Raw genomic sequence first — 18,140 nt, forward strand, 5'->3', positions numbered from 1 at the left:
GCCGGCAAGACACAGATGACCAGCAAGTCGGCAGCGGCCATCGACAAAGCCCGCGCCGAGGGGCGTGCCGCGCTCGTCGGCTACCTGCCCGCCGGGTACCCCACCGTGGAGGAAAGCATCGCCGCAGGCATCGCCCTGGCGGAGAACGGTGCCGACCTGATCGAAATCGGCATCCCGTACTCCGATCCCGTGATGGACGGCCAGGTCATCCAGGCCGCCACCACGCAGGCACTGGCCAACGGCTTCTCCGTCCGGCAGGTCTTCGACGTGGTCGCCGGCATCACCGCCAAGACTGACGCCGCCGTCCTGGTGATGACTTACTGGAACCCCGTGGTCCGGATGGGCGTGGACGAGTTCTCCCGCCGCCTGGCCGAAGCCGGGGGAGCCGGGCTCATCACGCCGGACCTCATCCCGGACGAGGCCGACGAATGGATGGCCGCCTCTGACAAATACGGGCTGGACCGCGTGTTCCTCGTAGCACCGTCGTCCACTGCCGAGCGCATGCAGCGGACCGTCGACGCCAGCCGCGGCTTCGTGTACGCCGTGTCCATCATGGGCGTCACCGGCGCCCGTTCCTCGGTGAGCACCGCCGCGCGGAACGTCGTGGCCGCGGCGCACGACGCCGGCGCGGAACGCGTCTGCGTCGGCCTGGGCGTCTCCAACGCCGAGCAGGTCCGCGAAATTGCCGCCTACGCCGAGGGCGTCATTGTGGGCACCGCACTGGTGTCAGCACTGGGCAATGGCGGCGTGGACGCCGTCGGATCGCTGACCAGGGAGCTCAGCTCCGGACTTGCCAGGGAAGAAGCCTAACCAATGCAGAGCCTCCTCCAGGCAGCCGTCCTGGTGCCCGCCAGCATTCCCAGCCCGGACTGGTCCGGATTCGACATCCCGCTGCCGTGGGGGACGCTGCGCATCCACGCCTACGCCCTCTGCATCCTGGCCGGCATCGTTGCAGGCCTCTGGCTGACCTCGGTCCGCTGGGCCAAGCGCGGCGCGCCTGAAGGAAGCGTCTGGGACATCGTGGTGTGGGCCATCCCGTTCGGCATCATCGGCGGCCGCCTCTACCATGTGTTCTCATCGCCCGACGCCTACTTCGGCCCGGGCTTCGATGGCACCGGCGACCTCTCGCTGATCCCGCAGATCCAGCGCGGCGGCCTGGGAATCTGGGGTGCCGTGGTGCTCGGCGTCGTCGGCGCCTGGATCGGCTGCCGCCGGGCAGGCGTCAGGCTTCCCGCCTTCATGGACGCTGCCGCGCCCGGCCTCCTGCTGGCCCAGGCCATCGGCCGCTGGGGCAACTGGTTCAACCAGGAACTCTTCGGCGGGCCCACCACGCTGCCGTGGGGCCTGGAGATCGACGCCGACAACGCGAACTTCCCCGCGGGCGTTCCCGCCGGCACACTGTTCCACCCGACGTTCCTGTACGAATCGCTCTGGAACCTTGCCGGCGTCGCGCTCCTGCTCGTCCTGGACCGCCGGTTCAACTTCCGCCGCGGCCGGCTGTTCTGGCTGTACGCCATGTACTACACCCTGGGACGGGTGTGGATCGAGGCCATGCGCATCGACGACGCGGAGCAGATCTCGCTCTTCGGCCTCACCACGCGCCTGAATGTCTGGACGAGTATTTTCGTCTTTGTGACTGCGCTGGCCGTCTTCATCCTGCTGGGCAGGAAGGGCCGCCCGGAGCCCGACACCGTCTATCTTCCGGGGCGGGAACCGGCAAAACCGGCCGTGACCGGGGACGCTGGGGATACCGAAGACGGGGTCCGTGATACGGACCCGGTTGTCTCAGATAGTGAATCGCGTGATAATCTCCCTGATAACCAAAACGGTTCCAGGCCTGATTCCGCCCCCACGGAAAAGGCCACGGCGGCACCATCCGGCTCCAAGCCGGGGACGGATGCCACGGCTGCCGGACACTCCGGCAGCACAGCCACAGGATCCGCACCGGAGGCCGGCACCAGCAAGTAAACGCCAGCCTCACGCAGGGCAGCAGAGCCACCGCTCGGAGCTCCCGAAACCACAATGTCGTGGCATGGGGTTCCAGCCGGGCAGCATAGAGCTGCTGCCGGATGGAGCCCTGGGCAGGGGCCTCTGTAACCGTTAGTTCAGCAGGCCGGGCTGACCTACAATTTCCATGAAGTAACACTTTGTTGTGCCCATCATCTGGGGCCTGACGAGTGGGGCCAACGGTGTCCCTTCCATACGCACGATCAGGAGGAAGGACGTCTTCCATGACCCAAACTCTGCACACTCCCAGCTGGTCCGAACCGGATCAGCCCGAGGCTGCCTTGTCGCCCTTCAAGCGCTTCGCAGCCCTGCCGGAGGCCGCCGGGCTCTATAACCCCGAGCAGGAGAAGGACGCCTGCGGCCTTGCGATCATCGCAACCCTCCGCGGCGAGCCCGGGTACGACATTGTTGACGCCGCACTTACCGCCCTGCGCAACCTTGAGCACCGCGGTGCCGTGGGTGCAGACGAGGGCACCGGTGACGGCGCCGGCCTCCTGATGCAGATCCCGGACGAGTTCTTCCGGGCGGTCACCGAGTTCGAACTTCCCGCTCCCGGCCAGTACGTGGCCGGCACCGCCTTCCTGCCTGCGGAACAGCGTGAAGCCGATGCGGCGAAAGCCGGCATCGAGGGCCTCGCTGCGGACGAGGGGCTGAAGGTCCTTGGCTGGCGCGAAGTGCCCGTCGTCGCCGACCTGGTGGGTGCCATGGCCCGTGCCTGCATGCCCTACTTCTCCCAGCCCTTCCTCGCATCCGCCACGGGTGAGGAACTGGACCGCAACGAGCTCGATGCCCGCGCCTGGCGGATCCGCAAGCGCGCCCAGAATAAGTTCGGCGTCTACTTCCCGTCGCTGTCCTCGCGGACCATCGTGTACAAGGGCATGCTCACCACCGCCCAGCTGGAGCCGTTCTACCCGGACCTCTCGGACAAGCGTTTCAAGACCAAGCTGGCGATTGTCCACTCGCGCTTCTCCACCAACACGTTCCCGTCCTGGCCGCTGGCGCAGCCCTTCCGCACCATCGCCCACAACGGCGAAATCAACACGGTCAAGGGCAACCGAAACTGGATGCGCGCACGGCAGTCCCAGCTGGCCAACCCGCTGCTCGGCGACTCGCCCGAAGAGCTGTACCCCATCTGCACGCCCGGCGCCTCCGACTCCGCCTCCTTCGACGAGGTGGCGGAACTCCTGTGGCTCTCCGGCCGACCCATCACGCACGCGATCATGATGATGATCCCGGAGGCATGGGAGAACCACGCCACCATGGATCCGGCACGCCGCGCGTTCTACGAGTACCACTCGCTGCTGATGGAGCCGTGGGACGGCCCCGCCGCCGTCTCCTTCACCGACGGCAACCTCGTGGGCGCCACCCTGGACCGCAACGGTCTGCGCCCGGGCCGCTTCTGGATCACCGAAGACGGCCTGATCGTCTTCGCCTCCGAGGTGGGCGTCATCGACGTCGAACCCTCCAAGGTGGTCAAGAAGGGCCGCGTCTCGCCCGGCAAGATGTTCCTGGTGGACACCGACGCCGGCCGCATCATCGACGACGAAGAGGTCAAGGCAGAGGTCGCCGCCGCCAACCCGTGGGCGGACTGGGTCAAGGACAACCTGATCGACCTCAACGACCTTCCCGAGCGCGAGCACGTGGTCCACACCGCCGCGTCCGTGAACATCCGCCAGCGCACCTTCGGCTACACCACCGAGGAGCTGAAGATCCTGCTGGGTCCGATGGCCCGCACCGGTGCCGAACCCTTGGGCGCCATGGGCTCCGACACCCCCGTGGCCGTGCTGTCCAAGCGCCCCCGGCTGCTCTTCGACTACTTCGTGCAGTCCTTCGCACAGGTCACCAACCCGCCGCTGGACGCCATCCGCGAAGAGCTGGTCACGTCGCTGACCTGCGCCATCGGCCCCAACGGCAACCTGCTGGACACCAAGCAGGTCCGCCAGCCCCAGGTCCAGCTGCCGTTCCCCGTGATCAACAACGACCAGCTCGCCAAGATCGCCAACATCGAGGACGCCGACGGCAACCGCGTGGCCATGAAGGTCCGCGGCCTCTACCGCCCCGAGGGCGGCGAAAACGCCCTGCGCGCCCGGCTCACCGAAATCTGCGAGCAGGTTTCCGGTGCGATCAACCGCGGCGTGCAGTACATCGTGCTCTCGGACCGTGACTCCAACGCGCAGTGGGCACCCATCCCGTCGCTGCTCCTGGTCAGCGCCGTGCACCACCACCTGCTCCGCAGCGCCAACCGCACCAAGACCGCCCTGGTGGTCGAGGCCGGCGACGTGCGCGAAACGCACCACGTGGCCGTGCTCATCGGCTACGGCGCCTCCGCCGTGAACCCGTACCTGGCCATGGAATCCGTGGAGCAGCTGATCGCTGCCGGCGACGTCACCGGCGTCACCCCGCAGGACGGCGTCTACAACCTGATCAAGGGCCTTGGCAAGGGCGTCCTGAAGATCATGTCCAAGATGGGCATCTCCACTGTGGCGTCCTACACCGGCGCCCAGACGTTCGAGGCACTTGGCCTCGGCCAGGAGCTGGTGGACGAGTTCTTCGCCGGCACCCACTCGCAGCTGGGCGGCGTGGGCCTGGACGTGATCGCCGCCGAGGTCTCGGCACGGCACCAGATGGCGTACCCCGAGGGCGGCATCGAGCAGCCCCACCGTCCGCTGCTGGGCGGCGGCGAGTATCAGTGGCGCCGCGACGGCGAACCGCACCTGTTCAACCCGGAGACGGTCTTCCGGCTGCAGCACGCCACCCGCGAACGCCGCTACGACATTTTCAAGGCGTACACCAAGGGCGTGGACGACCAGTCCACCAACCTGATGACGCTGCGCGGCCTGCTGAAGTTCAAGAACGACCGGCCCGCGGTTCCGCTCGAGGAAGTGGAGCCCGTCTCCAGCATCGTCAAGCGGTTCTCCACCGGCGCGATGAGCTACGGCTCCATCTCGCAGGAGGCACACGAGACGCTGGCCATCGCCATGAACCGGCTGGGCGGCAAGTCCAACACCGGTGAGGGCGGCGAAGACGTGGACCGCCTGATGGATCCGGAGCGCCGCTCCGCCGTCAAGCAGATCGCCTCCGGCCGTTTCGGCGTGACCAGCCTCTACCTGACCAACGCCGACGACATCCAGATCAAGATGGCCCAGGGTGCAAAGCCCGGCGAAGGCGGCCAGCTGATGGCGCAGAAGGTCTACCCGTGGGTGGCCAGGACCCGCCACTCGACCCCCGGCGTCGGCCTCATTTCGCCGCCCCCGCACCACGACATCTACTCGATCGAGGACCTCGCGCAGCTCATCTACGATGCGAAGCGTGCCAACCCCTCGGCCCGGGTGCACGTGAAGCTGGTGTCGGAAGTCGGGATCGGCACCGTGGCGTCCGGCGTGACCAAGGCGAAGGCCGACGTCGTGCTTGTCTCCGGCCACGACGGCGGAACCGGCGCCTCGCCGCTGAACTCGCTCAAGCACGCCGGTGTTCCGTGGGAGCTCGGCCTTGCCGAGACGCAGCAGACCCTGATGCTCAACGGCCTGCGCGACCGCGTGGTGGTGCAGGTTGACGGCCAGCTGAAGACCGGCCGCGACGTTGTGATCGCAGCCCTGCTGGGCGGCGAGGAGTTCGGCTTCGCCACCGCCCCGCTGGTGGTGGAAGGCTGCATCATGATGCGCGTCTGCCACCTGGACACCTGCCCGGTGGGGGTTGCAACGCAGAACCCGGAGCTCCGTGCCCGGTTCAGCGGCAAGCCCGAGTTCGTGGTCAACTTCTTCGAGTTCCTTGCCGAGGAAGTCCGCGAGATCCTGGCAGAGCTCGGCTTCCGCAGCCTGGAAGAGGCCATCGGCCACGCCGAGGTCCTGGACACCCGTGAGGCGATCGACCACTGGAAGGCCGACGGCCTGGACCTGGACCCGATTCTGCACGGGCTCGAGTTCGACGACGACGCGCCGCTGCGCAACATGACCGGCCAGAACCACGAGCTGGACAAGCACTTCGACCAGCGGCTGATCACCATGTCCACCGAGGCCCTCACGGACCGCAGCCCGGTGAAGATCACTGTGGACGTCATCAACACGGACCGCTCCGTGGGCACCATGCTCGGCCACGTGGTCACCAAGACCTTCGGTACCGACGTGCTCGCCACGGACACCATCGACGTCACGCTGAACGGCACCGCCGGCCAGTCCCTGGGCGCCTTCCTGCCCGCAGGCATCACCCTGCGGCTGTACGGCGACTCGAACGACTACGTGGGCAAGGGCCTCTCCGGCGGCCGGATCATCGTCCGCCCGGACCGCACCAATGTGTTCAAGGCGGAGACCAACGTCATCGCCGGCAACGTCATCGGTTACGGCGCCACCAGCGGCGAGATGTTCCTGCGCGGCCAGGTGGGCGAACGGTTCCTGGTCCGCAACTCCGGTGCCACCGCCGTCGTCGAAGGCATCGGCGACCACGGCTGCGAGTACATGACCGGCGGCCAGACGCTGATCATCGGCCGCACCGGCCGCAACTTCGGCGCCGGCATGTCCGGCGGCACCGCCTACGTCCTGGACCTGGATACTGCCAAGGTCAACAAGGACGCCCTGCAGTCCGGCGAACTACAGCTCCGCGAGCTGGACGCCGAGGACCGCGACATCGTGCACGGCCTGCTGGTCAAGCACGTTGAAGAAACTGACTCCCAGCTGGCGGCGCGCCTCCTCGAAAACTTCGATGACACCGCCGCCCGCATTACCAAGGTGCTGCCGCGCGACTACGCGGCAGTGCTGCAAACCCGTCTCGACGCCATCGAAGAGGGCCTTGACCCGGACGGCGAAGAAGTATGGTCTCGAATCCTGGAGGTGACCGGTGGCTGATCCACGCGGATTTCTGAAAGTACGCCAGCGTGAAACCCAGCCGCGCCGTCCCGTTCCCGTCCGCATCATGGACTGGAAGGAAGTGTACGAAGCGCAGGAAAAGGGCACCCTTAAGGCCCAGGCCGGCCGCTGCATGGACTGTGGCGTTCCGTTCTGCCACCAGGGCTGCCCGCTGGGCAACCTGATTCCCGAGTGGAACGACCTCACATGGCGGGACAAGGGCGAGGAAGCGATCGAGCGCCTGCACGCCACGAACAACTTCCCGGAGTTCACCGGCCGGCTGTGCCCCGCACCCTGCGAGGCGTCCTGCGTACTGGGGATCAACCAGCCCGCGGTGACCATCAAGCAGGTTGAGGTCTCCATCATCGACGAAGCGTGGGACAACAACTGGGTCCACCCGCTGCCGCCGGCGCGCCTCACCGGCAAGACGGTCGCCGTCGTCGGCTCCGGCCCTGCCGGCCTGGCCGTGGCCCAGCAGCTCACCCGCGTGGGCCACACCGTTGCCGTATATGAACGCGATGACAAGATCGGCGGCCTGCTGCGGTACGGCATCCCCGACTTCAAGATGGAAAAGGAGCAGGTGGACCGCCGCGTCGAGCAGATGAAGGCGGAAGGCACCCGCTTCCGGACCGGCGTCGCCGTCGGCACCGACGTGACGTGGGAGCAGCTGCGCCGACGCTACGACGCCGTCGTGGTGTGCACCGGCGCCACCGTTCCGCGCGACTTGCCCATCCCGGGCCGCGACCTGGACGGCATCCACTTCGCAATGGACTACCTGGTACCGGCCAACCGCGCGGTGGCGGGGGAAACCATCGAAAACCAGATCCATGCGCAGGGCAAGCACGTGGTGATCCTCGGCGGCGGCGACACCGGCGCCGACTGCCTCGGCACTGCGCACCGGCATGGTGCTGCGTCCGTGACCACGCTCGCCATCGGCAAGCAGCCGCCGGCCGAGCGCGCCAGCCACCAGCCCTGGCCGACGTTCCCCACCCTGTTCGAGGTGGCCAGCGCCCACGAGGAAGGCGGTGAGCGCACGTACCTCGCCTCCACCGTTGAATTCGTGGGCGAGGACGGCAAGCTGACCGGCGTCAAGGTCGCTGAAACTGAATTCGTTGACGGCAAGCGCCTGCCGAAGGCCGGCACGGAACGCATCATCCCCGCGGACCTGGTGTTCCTGTCGCTGGGCTTCACCGGCGCGGAGCCGGCGGGCATCACCGAACAGGTGAACGCTGAATTCGACGGCCGCGGCAACGTGGGACGCGACGGCTACTACATGACCAACACCGAAGGCGTGTTCGTGGCCGGCGATGCCGGGCGTGGACAGTCGCTGATTGTGTGGGCCATTGCCGAAGGCCGCGCTGCGGCTGCCGCCGTGGACAAGTACCTGATGGGAAGCACCATCCTTCCCGCTCCCGTCGCGCCGACGGACCGCGCCATCGCCGTCCTCTAGCGCTGCACCCGCGGGCAGAAGTTCATCCCCGCGACAACTTAACCAATGCAAGTGACCAATAGGGTAGGTATATGAGACGCGCAAAAATTGTGGCTACTTTCGGCCCCGCAATTGCCAGCTATGAAAACACCCTCGCGGTGCTGGAAGCAGGTGTTGACGTCGCCCGGATGAACATGAGCCACGGCGACTACACCGTGCATGACAACACCTACGAAAACGTCCGCAAGGCTGCAGCGGACCTGGGCAAGGCCGTGGCGATCATGGCCGACCTGCAGGGTCCCAAGATCCGCCTGGGCCGTTTCGTCGACGGCCCGCACGCCCTCGCCGTTGGTGACACGTTCACCATCACCACCGAGGACGTTCCCGGCACCAAGGAGATCTGCTCCACCACGCTGAAGAGCCTCACCGAGGACGTCAACGTGGGCGACGCCCTGCTGATCGACGACGGCAAGGTTGCCCTGCGCGCCGTGGCCGTCGACGACGTCAAGGTGGTCGCCGAGGTGACGGTGGGCGGCATGGTGTCCAACAACAAGGGCATCAACCTGCCCGGCGTGGCCGTCAACGTTCCGGCGCTGAGCGAAAAGGATGAGGACGACCTGCGCTGGGCGCTGCGCCGCGGCGTGGACCTGGTGGCACTGTCCTTCGTCCGTGACGCCTCGGACATCACCAGGGTGCACGAGATCATGGACGAGGAAGGCCGCCGCGCTCCGGTCATCGCTAAGATCGAGAAGCCGCAGGCTGTGGACCAGCTGCCGGAGATCATTGACGCGTTCGACGCGATCATGGTGGCCCGTGGCGACCTCGGCGTGGAGCTTCCCCTGGAGGAAGTGCCGATCGTGCAGAAGCGCGCCATTGAGCTGGCACGCCGCTGGGCCAAGCCGGTCATCGTGGCCACCCAGGTCCTGGAGTCCATGATCGACAACCCGCGCCCGACCCGTGCGGAGGCCTCCGACTGCGCCAACGCCGTGCTCGACGGTGCCGACGCCGTCATGCTGTCCGGTGAGACCAGCGTGGGCAAGTACCCGATCGACACGGTCAAGACCATGGCCCGGATCATCGAGTCCACCGAGGTCCACGGCCTGGAGCGCGTCCCCCCGCTGGGGACCAAGCCCAAGACCCGTGGCGGCGCCATCACCCGTGCCGCCGTCGAAATCGCCGACCAGCTGGACGCCAAGTACATTTGTGCGTTCACGCAGTCCGGTGACTCGGCCCGCCGCCTATCCCGCCTGCGCCCGATCAAGCCGGTGTTCGCTTTCACCCCGGTGGAGCAGGTCTGGAACCAGCTGGCCCTGACCTGGGGCATCCAGCCGGTGCTGGTGCAGATGGTGGACCACACTGATGCCATGACCGCGCAGGTTGACCGCAGCCTGGAGGAAATGGGTCTGGTGCAGGACGGTGACCTGGTGGTCATCGCCGCCGGTTCGCCTCCCGGAAAGGCCGGTTCCACCAACTCGCTGAAGGTTCACAAGGTGGGCGACCTTGCCGACTCCACCCGTGCGGGGGATGTCATCAGCAACAAGGAAAAGCTCGGCCCCTGGCCGGAAAAGAAGAAGAAGGCCTAGCCCTTCCGACCACGAAAAGGACCCCTGCCGGCTGGCAGGGGTCCTTTTTGGTGCCTGGGGCTGGAACCCGGCAGGACGCCGTCGTGCGTTACCTGCCGGGACGCCGGGGTCAGTTGACCTGGTTGATGATGGTCTCGGCGACTTCGCGCATGCTCAGGCGGCGGTCCATGGAGGTCTTCTGGATCCAGCGGAACGCTTCGGGCTCGGTGAGACCCATCTTGGTGGTGAGGAGGCTCTTGGCGCGCTCCACGAGCTTGCGGGTGGCGAACTGCTCCTGCAGGTCCGAAACTTCGCTTTCGAGGGCCTTGATTTCCTCATGCCGGGAGAGGGCGATCTCCAGTGCCGGGATGAGGTCAGCCGGAGTGAAGGGCTTCACCACGTAGGCCATGGCGCCGGCGTCGCGCGCGCGCTCCACGAGTTCCTTCTGGGAGAACGCGGTCAGCAGCACCACGGGGGCGATGCGGGCCTTCACGATCTTCTCTGCCGCCGAGATACCGTCCATGACGGGCATCTTGACGTCCATGAGGACCAGGTCCGGCTTGAGTTCCTCAGCGAGCTGGACGGCCTTCTCGCCGTTGTCCGCCTCACCCACGACGTCGTAGCCTTCGCCGCGCAGGATCTCAATGATGTCGAGGCGGATGAGGGTCTCATCTTCGGCAACAATGACGCGGCGCGCGGGCTGGGACGTGGGCTTGGACTCCGTTTGTTCAGTCACGGGATCTCCTTGAAAAGGTACGGCGGGACATCACTATCTTAGGTGCCACCGCGGCTGTACTTGGCTTGCATGGTCATCCGCGGCGTCGGCGGCGCGATTCTGGAATTCAGCCTATCTGCATGTAGAGTAATTCCGCGTACGTGAAGCGATCGCGTTGCTCACAGTCAGCTGTGGGCGTACTTTATTGCTCAACGTATTCCGCGCCCGAGTGGCGGAATTGGCAGACGCGCCGCACTCAAAATGCGGTATCGAAAGGTGTGTGGGTTCGAGTCCCACCTCGGGCACGCAAACCCCCTCGTCAGAGGGGGTTTTTCTTTGTGGGCGTGTGTACAAAGCTTTGGCCCGTTGACTCTGACGCTTGGTTCGCGGTCTTTGGCCTGGCCGCCGCGGTGGCCTATTTGGGTGTGTGGGTGGCGGGTTCAGGTCCTTGGCGGGTGGGTCCTCCGCCTGCTGCGGGCTAGGATCAGGTGGTTCCTCGTTCCGGTACTGTCGGGTTGGTCTCCGGTGGGCCAACACCTGTTCATGGCTTTGGGCTGCGAGTACGACATGATGAACTCAAGGATGGTGTCTACACCTCGTCTGCTTATTCAGAGTGGGCTGGGGATATGTCCACTGTCACGTGCGGGCACATGATTTCCTAGTCCAGGCGCCAGAAAATGGAAAGACCGAGACCAGCCGGACACACCACCGGCTGACCTCAGGTTGTGGTGGCGTTCCGGCTGACGGCAGACATCGCATGGGGTGTTGAGAGGTATGCAATGCCCGTCTGCCACGTTCACGTGTGTGACGGGTCGCGCATTCTTAAACGCCGAAACACGTACCGCGCCCGATCTGCAGGTTGAGTTGCGGTACGTGATCGGCGTTCACGTTTCCTTACGCTCGGATTGTCAGGACCGGGCAGTCGGCGTTCAGGAGGATGCTTTGGGCGGTGCTTTCGAGGAGGAGTTTTCCCACCGCGGAGGGCCGTCGCAAACCGAGGACGATCATGGCAGCTTCTCCGCTGGTGGCGATGTCGAGAATGTCCGTGGCCGGGTCGCGGCCGATGTGCTGGATGATCTCGTGTTCCAGGCTGGATGCCTGCAGGGTGTTGTCGAGCGCTGTGAGTTGGCTGTCTTCGGCCAGGTTGGTGTCGACGTGCGGTTCTTCCACGAATCGAAGTGTCGGGGACATCCGCCGTGGTGCCCACGCATCAAGGACGACCGTCGAAGGTCGCTGGTGTCCGCAAAATGATGGGCAGGTGGCCGACCCGGCCGGACGAAAAAAATCCAGACTTGAATTTAGGGGTGGCTGCCCCGAAACTCTCCGAATGGGAGTCATCGAAGAAATGCGGGCACTTGGCCATGTCGTGGACCGGCTCGCTGAAAAGTACCCGGACGTGCCGCGGCATCACATCGAAGGCATCGTTGAGCAAGAGCACAGGTTGCTCGACGCCGGCAGGGTGCGGGATTACGTTCCGATCCTTGTCGAGCACGCTGTCAGGGACAGGCTAAGACAGTAGCTGCATGGCGGGACTCTGGTCCGGAGATGCCAGGAAACCCCTTCCCGGTGATGGGACAGGGGGCTTCCTGGCTTCGTACTTACCGGTCAGCTTCTTCCCGGCGCAGATGCGCCGGGAACGAGGGTGTACTGCTTGGGCAGCTTCAGTGATCGTTCGGCCATGACCTCGTGCAGCCGGTCCGGGTAGTCGGTGATCAGTCCGTCGACGCCGGCGTCCATGAGGGCGCGCATGGTGGGCTTATCGTTGACGGTCCAAGGAATGACCTGCATGCCCGTGGCATGGGCACGGTCCACCATGTCAACGGTCACGTAGGGGGAGTAGCCGGCGTCGGTGACCTTGCCGTCCTGGGGTGTGCCGTGGACGGGGGAGATGGCGTCGAAGCCGAGGAAGGATGCGGCCTGGACGAGGTCCCCGCCGAAGTCGTCGGAGTCGATGCCGCCCAGCCAGGGTGAGGCGCCGGGCTGGCCAGCCTGCAGGAAGTCCTTGTTGGTCAGCGCGACCGTGCGCAGGCCGGGCTCACGCTCCTGCACCAGGCGCAGCGCGCCCCAGTCGAAGCTCTGGATGGAGACCCGCTGGAGCATATCCGCTTCCTTGATCTCGCGGAGTGCGACGTCGACGAACTGTTCCCGCGGTGCGGTCTGCTCGGGTGCGCCGGCTTCGACCTTGGTTTCGATGTTGAACTTCACCTGGCTGGCCCGGTAGCTGCGGGCCAGTTCGAATACTTCGGCCAGGGTCGGCATCTTCGCGCCGGGGGATGCCTGCTGGCCGGGGTACTTGGGCAGGGTTTGGGAGCCGCAGTCAAGGCTGCGGACCTGCTCGAAGGTCAGGTCCTTGATGTATTTGCCGGCGTAGGGGAACAGGGGGTCGCCGGCCGTGACCGGTGCCGTGTCCCGGCATTTTTGGGCGCTGATCTTCCGGTCGTGGGTGACGACTTCACGGCCGTCCTTGGTGATCTGCAGGTCCAGTTCGATGGTGCTCACGCCGGTTTCGAGGGCCTTGGCGAAGGATGCGAGCGTGGATTCAACGGTGAGGCCGAGCCCGCCGCGGTGGGCCTGGAGGTCGAAGTGGTTGGCCGTGCCGTTGGGGTTGGTGTCCGCTGCGTGGGCCGGGAGGGATGTTCCCAGGGCCATGCCGGCGGTCAGGGCAGCCGCGGTCAGCAGCTTGGTGTACTTCACGATGATTCTCCGAATCGTGTCATGGGGGATTAAGCACGCCCAAGCATTCCTGCAACCGCCATACCGCAGGGGACGCTGAGGCAGCGCACACATGACATAGAGGTGAACGCGAAGTGTGTCACGGCGTGTACATCGGTGCCGTCTGGCAGCGGCGCAGGAGGGGGAGCAGCCCGCAACCGTGTATGGCGGGGCGCCTGGACAGAGGGAATGCCCTATGTACGGTTGCGGACTGCCCAGTTAATCAGGGGCGGGCTTCGAAGATGATCAGTTCGGTGCCCGCGTTTTCCTCGCCGTCGTCGGGGGCGGCGAACAGGCGCAGGACATCGCCGTCAGATTCCAGCGCAACCGGGTTGCGTGTCACGGAGTGGCCGGCGGTGGAGAATTTCTGGAAGGGAACCTCATGGGCGATCCTTCCGTCTGAGAGGTCGGTCAGGGCCAGGCCGCCGAGCTCGAAGGGGTTCCCGTCAGCGGTCTTGAGGCCGGTCACGCCGGAGCAGAGCTGGTGTCCGGCGCCGGCGTACTCGCAGTCCTGGTAGTCAATGAAGTGGCTGGGGTTTGCCTGCGAGCCCAGCAGCGCCCCTTGGCGGTTCCAGGTGAACAGCTTGCGGGAACCCCAGCTGACGCCGCTGACTCGGTTGGTTTTGCGGTCGGCGACGACCCCGCCGACATGGTCTGCCTGGCGGAACTGTTCCGTGACCTCGTAGGTGTCCGGGTCGATGGTGTAGACGATTGAGCTGCTGTTGGGCCGGTACTCGGCTACGGGAACCCAGATCTTTTCGCCATCGAAGTCCGTGCCGCCGGGGTGATAGATGGTGTCCTCGCCCAGGACGATGTCTTTCAGGAGGTTTCCTTGCCGGTCGAGGACGAAGACGTGTCCGCGGCCTTTGCCGGTGGTGCGGTCGTAGCCGTCGACAGGCGAGGGGTAGCGGACCGTTGGTTCAATGATTTCGACGCTGCTGAGGAAGATTTTGTCGCCGACCAGCGACATGCCCTGGGGATGGTAGGTCGGGAAGTCGAGTTTGAGCTTTTGGACCTGGTTCCACTGGGTGTTGCGGTCGACTTTGGCAAAGGCTTCCGCTTCTGCCGTGAGGCCCTTCGGGGTTTGGCCGTTGGTCGCCACAGCGGAGGTGCCCGCTGTCAGGGCGGCTGCGGCGATCGCTGTGATGGCCAGGACGCGCTTCATCTTCATGTCTGCTCCAGGTGAGTGATGGGGATGCCCGGTAGGGCGCGAACCAACTTAGGCGCCGGGGATGGCAGGAGAAACAACAACAGGTGTCCAAAGGATGAAACGGCAGGATGCAGGCCTGTCACCGCGGGTAGGAGCTTGCCCCTGTTTGTGGCTTTACAGGCACCCACCGATGCCCGCCGCCGGGTGCCAGGTTCAACAGGGTACGCGGCTGTGGCTACGCACCGCCTTCATGAGGTGCGAGCATGTCCTGTGCATGCTCCATCAGCGACCGGGGCCGGAATGGCTTGGTCATGACGGCATTTGCGCCGGCTGCCATGAATTCGTCTGCGAGGTGCGGGTAACCGGTAAGCATGAGGACGGGCATATTGCTGAAGCTGCGGATCCGCCGAAGTACGTCTAGTCCGTTCAAGCCGGGCAGACCGTGGTCGAGGACGACGATGTCAGGTACTTGCTGTCTGGCCGAGATGACACCGACTTCGCCGCTGGCCGTCGTGTGCGCCTCAATGCCGCAGAGTCCCAAAACCCCTTTTATCAAGCCAGCAATATCCTGGTCATCTTCAATGACTACGGCTGTTTTTTCGGCGGACACACCTTGTTCTCTCTTTTGGACCATTCATAGCGGCTCATGGCAACGAATTCGTCCTCTTGATGCCCGGCCATGGATGTGGTTTTGGTTCCACAAGCAGCCCGTCGCCCAAGTCGGGCCGGGCTTTTTGCCCTATGCCGTGAACCCGGTCATCCTTGCCGTGCCGTCGTAGCCGCCGGAAGGTGCCTTGAGCCCGTAGAGGCCACCGACAGTCGGGGCCACGTCCACCGTCCGTGCCGGGTCTGAAGAAGTGCGGCCGCGGGCCACCTTGGGGCTGCCTCCGGAGATAAAGAACGGGATGGGCTCGGTGGCGGGATGCCCGTGGTTGCCGGGAATCGGATTGGAGACGATGTACGGGTCAGAGAACCGCCAGCCCGCGCGGCAAAAGGCCACCAGGTCTCCGGCCTCCGGCCCCAGTCGCAGCTCGGCAGGTGCGTGTACTGACAGCACACCGGGGTGGGCCTGGACCAGGGATCGCGCAGCCTGGAGGCCGCTTGCCTTCTGATCCGCAGGGCCGGTCCAGTACAGCAGGTCCGCGCCGCCGTTCTGGGCAATGGTGAGTGAGGACCTGAGGTCCGGGCGTGCCTGGAGGATCAGGTCCACCGAGATGACGTTGGTGGGCAGCGACCAGTCCATGGAATGATCTGCAAGCACGACAAGGACGCTGGACTCCCACTTTCCGGTATCAACCAGGTGATCCACCAGCCGGCCCACCTGCAGATCGGTGGCGGCGAGGGCGGCTGTGCGCGCTGCCTGGAGCGTGGTCCCGGTCAGGTCCGAGTGGCCCATGCGGTCGACGTCGCCGAGGTTGGTGAACGCGAAGTCCGGATCCGGGCCGCTGACGATGGCCAGCAGCGCATCCATGGTGGCGGCGTCCGGGGCGTGTCCGGTGACCGGCAGCAGCGGATAGGGCTCCCAGCGGTAGCTCGCCCGCGTGCCGAAGATGCCGTACAGGTACTCCTTGCTCAGGACGGAGGCAGTGGTGAGGCCGGACTCGCGCAGGCGTTCAAGCAGCGTTGGAAAACGGAGGTCGGTTTCGCGGTCCATGTCCCTCGCTGCCCCTTCGGCGGGATCGAAGACCGAGTTCGCGGGGACTCCGGACCTGTCGGGCCGCACGCCGGTCATCATCATGACGTGATTCGGGATCGTCTCCATCACCGGCAGCGACCTCGCGGCAGGGAAGTTGGTGCCCTCCGCCCGCAGGGCGGCGAGCCGCGGGGTCAGTCCCGGCGTGATCTCGTCCGGCCGGCAGCCGTCCACCACAAGGACGTAGGTGCGCGTCCGGGCGGTGCCGGGATTCGTCGTCGGGCTGGCCCACGCGGTTCCGGCCGCCGCGGAAAGGACGACGGCGGCACTTCCGGACCCGGCAAGGCGCAGGAACTGGCGGCGGTCCGGGTTCACAGGGCGCCTCCGGTTGCCGGAACGGCTTTGCCTGTGCCGGCACCGACCCTGAACGAGGTGGACAGTGTGGCTGCCGAGGCCCGGGCCGTCCGGTCGGCAAGGACGTACCAGTCCATCCGAACCCCTGCGGGCGTGACGTCCAGGACGGAGTAGCCGTGGGAGTCGAAATCCAGGTACTTCACGTGGGGGTTGGCAGTCCTGATGGCTGCCTCCACGGCCAGGGAGGAGGTCCGTGGCGGAGTGTTCATTATGTCGTCGAGGTTGTCGCTGGTCACCGACGTGCAGACGAGTTCAGCCGCGACCGAGTCGCCGGTGGTGGGGTAAGTGAGGGGATCCGCGGGAATGTCGCAGGCCCAGCCGGAGTGGATGTCACCGGTGAGGAAGACGGTGTCCTTGACGCCCTGGTCCCGCAGGTGCCGGATCACCCGGCTTCGGTCTGCCTCGTAGCCGTCCCATTGGTCCACGTTGTAGGGGACACCGTCGATGGTGGTGCCACCCATGAGCTTCTGGACGCCCGCCACTTCGGCCAGGCTGAGCGTCGATGGAACCCTGACAGGGGCAATCATCACGGGGTTGCCCACCAGCTTCCACTGAGGACCGCCGGAGGTGAGGTTGCCCAGCAACCAGTCCATCTGTGCATCGCCTGTGATGGTCCGGTCCGGGCTATCCACCGCGGGATCGAGCCCGTTGGCAGCCTGCTCACTCCGGTAGGAGCGGAGATCCAGCATGGACAAGCTGGCCAGGGAGCCGAAATCAAGCCGGCGGTACAGCGGACCGCCGGGCTGGTAGCGCACGGGCATCCATTCCGCATAGGCCTGGTTGGCCGCAGCGCGGCGTGCGGCCCACAGGCCTTCCGCGCCCTCGGTGTGGTTCTCTGCCCCTCCGCTCCAGGCGTCATTGGCCGCCTCATGGTCGTCCCACGTGACGATGAAGGGTGCAGCGGAGTGGAGCGCCTGCATATTGGGATCGGTCTTGTACTGGGCATGCCTGCGCCGGTAGTGGGACAGGGTGGTCATCTCGACGGCGGGATCGTGCGGGCGTACCACGACGTCCCTCGCCTGGTATTCCCCTGGTGCGTACTCGTAGAGGTAATCGCCGAGATGCAGCACGGCGTCGAGGTCCCCGCGCTGGGCAAGATGGCGGTAGGAGCTGAAGTAGCCAGCCTGGTAGTTGGCGCAGGAGACGACGCCGAAGCGGAGGCGCTCCACCTGCGCTCCGGCCGCCGGGGCAGTCTTGGTCCGGCCGACCGCGGACACCGCGCGGCCAAAGGTGAAGCGGTACCAGTAAGGCGTGCCCGGCTGCAGTCGGCCAGCGACCACCTTCACCGTGTGGTCACGCTCCGGCCCGGTCTTCACAGAGCCCTTGGAAACAATCCTGCTGAAGTCGGGGTCCGAGGCCACCTCCCAGTTCACGGTCGCGGCCGGGCCGAGTCCTGAACCAGGTGCGGCTTCCGGACTTGGGTTAACCCGCGTCCAGAGCACCACGCTGTCCGCATATGGGTCACCGGAGGCCACCCCATGCGCGAACATTGGGTCAGCCGCCTGAGCCGGCTGGAAGGCAAGAGTTGCAGCTCCGGTCGCAACAGCGGCAAGGCCGGCCGAACGGAGTACCTGGCGTCGGGTGGGTGAAGGAACGTACTGGCGGGTAACAAAAGGCATGTACTCCAGTATCCCCACCTCCCACTGACCGCAAGCACGAGTTCGCCGAATATTCACCATC

General features: G+C 65.8%; 13 protein-coding genes and 1 tRNA gene. 7 read left to right on the forward strand and 7 right to left on the reverse strand.

Translation table 11 applies throughout. From position 1 onward, the window contains the following. Positions 1 to 15: 15 nt before the first annotated feature. The 5 genes from trpA (at position 16) to pyk (ending at position 9,857) form a co-directional block, all read left to right on the forward strand. Positions 16 to 810 carry a tryptophan synthase subunit alpha gene (gene trpA / locus ACJJV6_RS16470; protein ID WP_035752880.1) on the forward strand — a complete coding sequence of 265 codons (795 nt, stop codon included), beginning with the start codon at positions 16 to 18 and terminating at the stop codon, positions 808 to 810. A 3-nt stretch (positions 811 to 813) separates the two neighbouring features. Continuing rightward, complete coding sequence (gene lgt, locus ACJJV6_RS16475) at positions 814 to 1,968, forward strand: prolipoprotein diacylglyceryl transferase (RefSeq protein WP_407709451.1); 1,155 nt, start codon at positions 814 to 816, stop codon at positions 1,966 to 1,968. A gap of 263 nt (positions 1,969 to 2,231) precedes the next feature. Next, positions 2,232 to 6,845 (forward strand): glutamate synthase large subunit, encoded by a 4,614-nt coding sequence (gene gltB, locus ACJJV6_RS16480; RefSeq protein ID WP_354176314.1) that lies wholly within the window; start codon positions 2,232 to 2,234, stop codon positions 6,843 to 6,845. After that, positions 6,838 to 8,295: a glutamate synthase subunit beta gene (locus tag ACJJV6_RS16485; protein WP_407709452.1), complete on the forward strand. Its 1,458-nt coding sequence runs from the start codon at positions 6,838 to 6,840 to the stop codon at positions 8,293 to 8,295. The genes gltB and ACJJV6_RS16485 overlap by 8 nt, the downstream gene beginning before the upstream one ends. 71 nt (positions 8,296 to 8,366) lie before the next feature. Then, on the forward strand, positions 8,367 to 9,857 hold the full coding sequence (gene pyk / locus ACJJV6_RS16490; protein WP_407709453.1) for a pyruvate kinase: 1,491 nt from the start codon (positions 8,367 to 8,369) through the stop codon (positions 9,855 to 9,857). A 109-nt stretch (positions 9,858 to 9,966) separates the two neighbouring features. Here pyk and ACJJV6_RS16495 read toward each other — a convergent pair whose 3' ends face one another. After that, positions 9,967 to 10,572 carry an ANTAR domain-containing response regulator gene (locus ACJJV6_RS16495; RefSeq protein WP_009358190.1) on the reverse strand — a complete coding sequence of 202 codons (606 nt, stop codon included), beginning with the start codon at positions 10,570 to 10,572 and terminating at the stop codon, positions 9,967 to 9,969. Positions 10,573 to 10,774: 202 nt separating this feature from the next. Here ACJJV6_RS16495 and ACJJV6_RS16500 point away from each other — a divergent pair. Beyond that, positions 10,775 to 10,856 (forward strand) — tRNA-Leu (locus tag ACJJV6_RS16500). Between the two features lie 589 nt (positions 10,857 to 11,445). Here ACJJV6_RS16500 and ACJJV6_RS16505 read toward each other — a convergent pair. Beyond that, positions 11,446 to 11,889 (reverse strand): universal stress protein, encoded by a 444-nt coding sequence (locus ACJJV6_RS16505; protein ID WP_083875086.1) that lies wholly within the window; start codon positions 11,887 to 11,889, stop codon positions 11,446 to 11,448. On the opposite strand from ACJJV6_RS16505, the gene ACJJV6_RS16510 reads away from it, so the two are divergent. Continuing rightward, on the forward strand, positions 11,879 to 12,070 hold the full coding sequence (locus ACJJV6_RS16510) for a three-helix bundle dimerization domain-containing protein (protein WP_009358920.1): 192 nt from the start codon (positions 11,879 to 11,881) through the stop codon (positions 12,068 to 12,070). The two genes, ACJJV6_RS16505 and ACJJV6_RS16510, sit on opposite strands and share 11 nt — an antisense overlap. A gap of 86 nt (positions 12,071 to 12,156) precedes the next feature. Here the strand turns inward: ACJJV6_RS16510 and ACJJV6_RS16515 are convergent, their stop codons facing one another. The 5 genes from ACJJV6_RS16515 to ACJJV6_RS16535 form a co-directional block, all read right to left on the reverse strand. Further along, a complete protein-coding gene (locus tag ACJJV6_RS16515; RefSeq protein WP_009358919.1) occupies positions 12,157 to 13,245 on the reverse strand; it encodes a glycerophosphodiester phosphodiesterase in 1,089 nt (362 codons plus the stop codon). A gap of 241 nt (positions 13,246 to 13,486) precedes the next feature. After that, a complete protein-coding gene (locus ACJJV6_RS16520) occupies positions 13,487 to 14,434 on the reverse strand; it encodes a DUF6454 family protein (protein WP_009358918.1) in 948 nt (315 codons plus the stop codon). Between the two features lie 214 nt (positions 14,435 to 14,648). Further along, positions 14,649 to 15,023, reverse strand: a complete 375-nt coding sequence (locus tag ACJJV6_RS16525; protein WP_009358917.1) for a response regulator transcription factor — start codon at positions 15,021 to 15,023, stop codon at positions 14,649 to 14,651. Positions 15,024 to 15,152: 129 nt separating this feature from the next. Continuing rightward, positions 15,153 to 16,421 carry an alkaline phosphatase family protein gene (locus ACJJV6_RS16530; RefSeq protein WP_035753458.1) on the reverse strand — a complete coding sequence of 423 codons (1,269 nt, stop codon included), beginning with the start codon at positions 16,419 to 16,421 and terminating at the stop codon, positions 15,153 to 15,155. After that, complete coding sequence (locus ACJJV6_RS16535; protein ID WP_354177341.1) at positions 16,418 to 18,079, reverse strand: alkaline phosphatase D family protein; 1,662 nt, start codon at positions 18,077 to 18,079, stop codon at positions 16,418 to 16,420. Before ACJJV6_RS16535 ends, ACJJV6_RS16530 begins: the two co-directional genes overlap by 4 nt. Positions 18,080 to 18,140 lie beyond the last annotated feature (61 nt).

This window comes from Arthrobacter nitrophenolicus (genome assembly GCF_045833485.1).
Classification (GTDB): domain Bacteria; phylum Actinomycetota; class Actinomycetes; order Actinomycetales; family Micrococcaceae; genus Arthrobacter; species Arthrobacter nitrophenolicus.

Coding starts and splice junctions, on each gene's coding strand:
- trpA (WP_035752880.1), top strand. CDS start 16: ATGACCAGCAAGTCGGCAGCGGCCATCGACAAAGCCCGCGCCGAGGGG.
- lgt (WP_407709451.1), top strand. CDS start 814: ATGCAGAGCCTCCTCCAGGCAGCCGTCCTGGTGCCCGCCAGCATTCCC.
- gltB (WP_354176314.1), top strand. CDS start 2,232: ATGACCCAAACTCTGCACACTCCCAGCTGGTCCGAACCGGATCAGCCC.
- pyk (WP_407709453.1), top strand. CDS start 8,367: ATGAGACGCGCAAAAATTGTGGCTACTTTCGGCCCCGCAATTGCCAGC.
- ACJJV6_RS16510 (WP_009358920.1), top strand. CDS start 11,879: ATGGGAGTCATCGAAGAAATGCGGGCACTTGGCCATGTCGTGGACCGG.
- ACJJV6_RS16505 (WP_083875086.1), bottom strand. CDS start 11,889: ATGACTCCCATTCGGAGAGTTTCGGGGCAGCCACCCCTAAATTCAAGT.
- ACJJV6_RS16520 (WP_009358918.1), bottom strand. CDS start 14,434: ATGAAGATGAAGCGCGTCCTGGCCATCACAGCGATCGCCGCAGCCGCC.
- ACJJV6_RS16535 (WP_354177341.1), bottom strand. CDS start 18,079: ATGCCTTTTGTTACCCGCCAGTACGTTCCTTCACCCACCCGACGCCAG.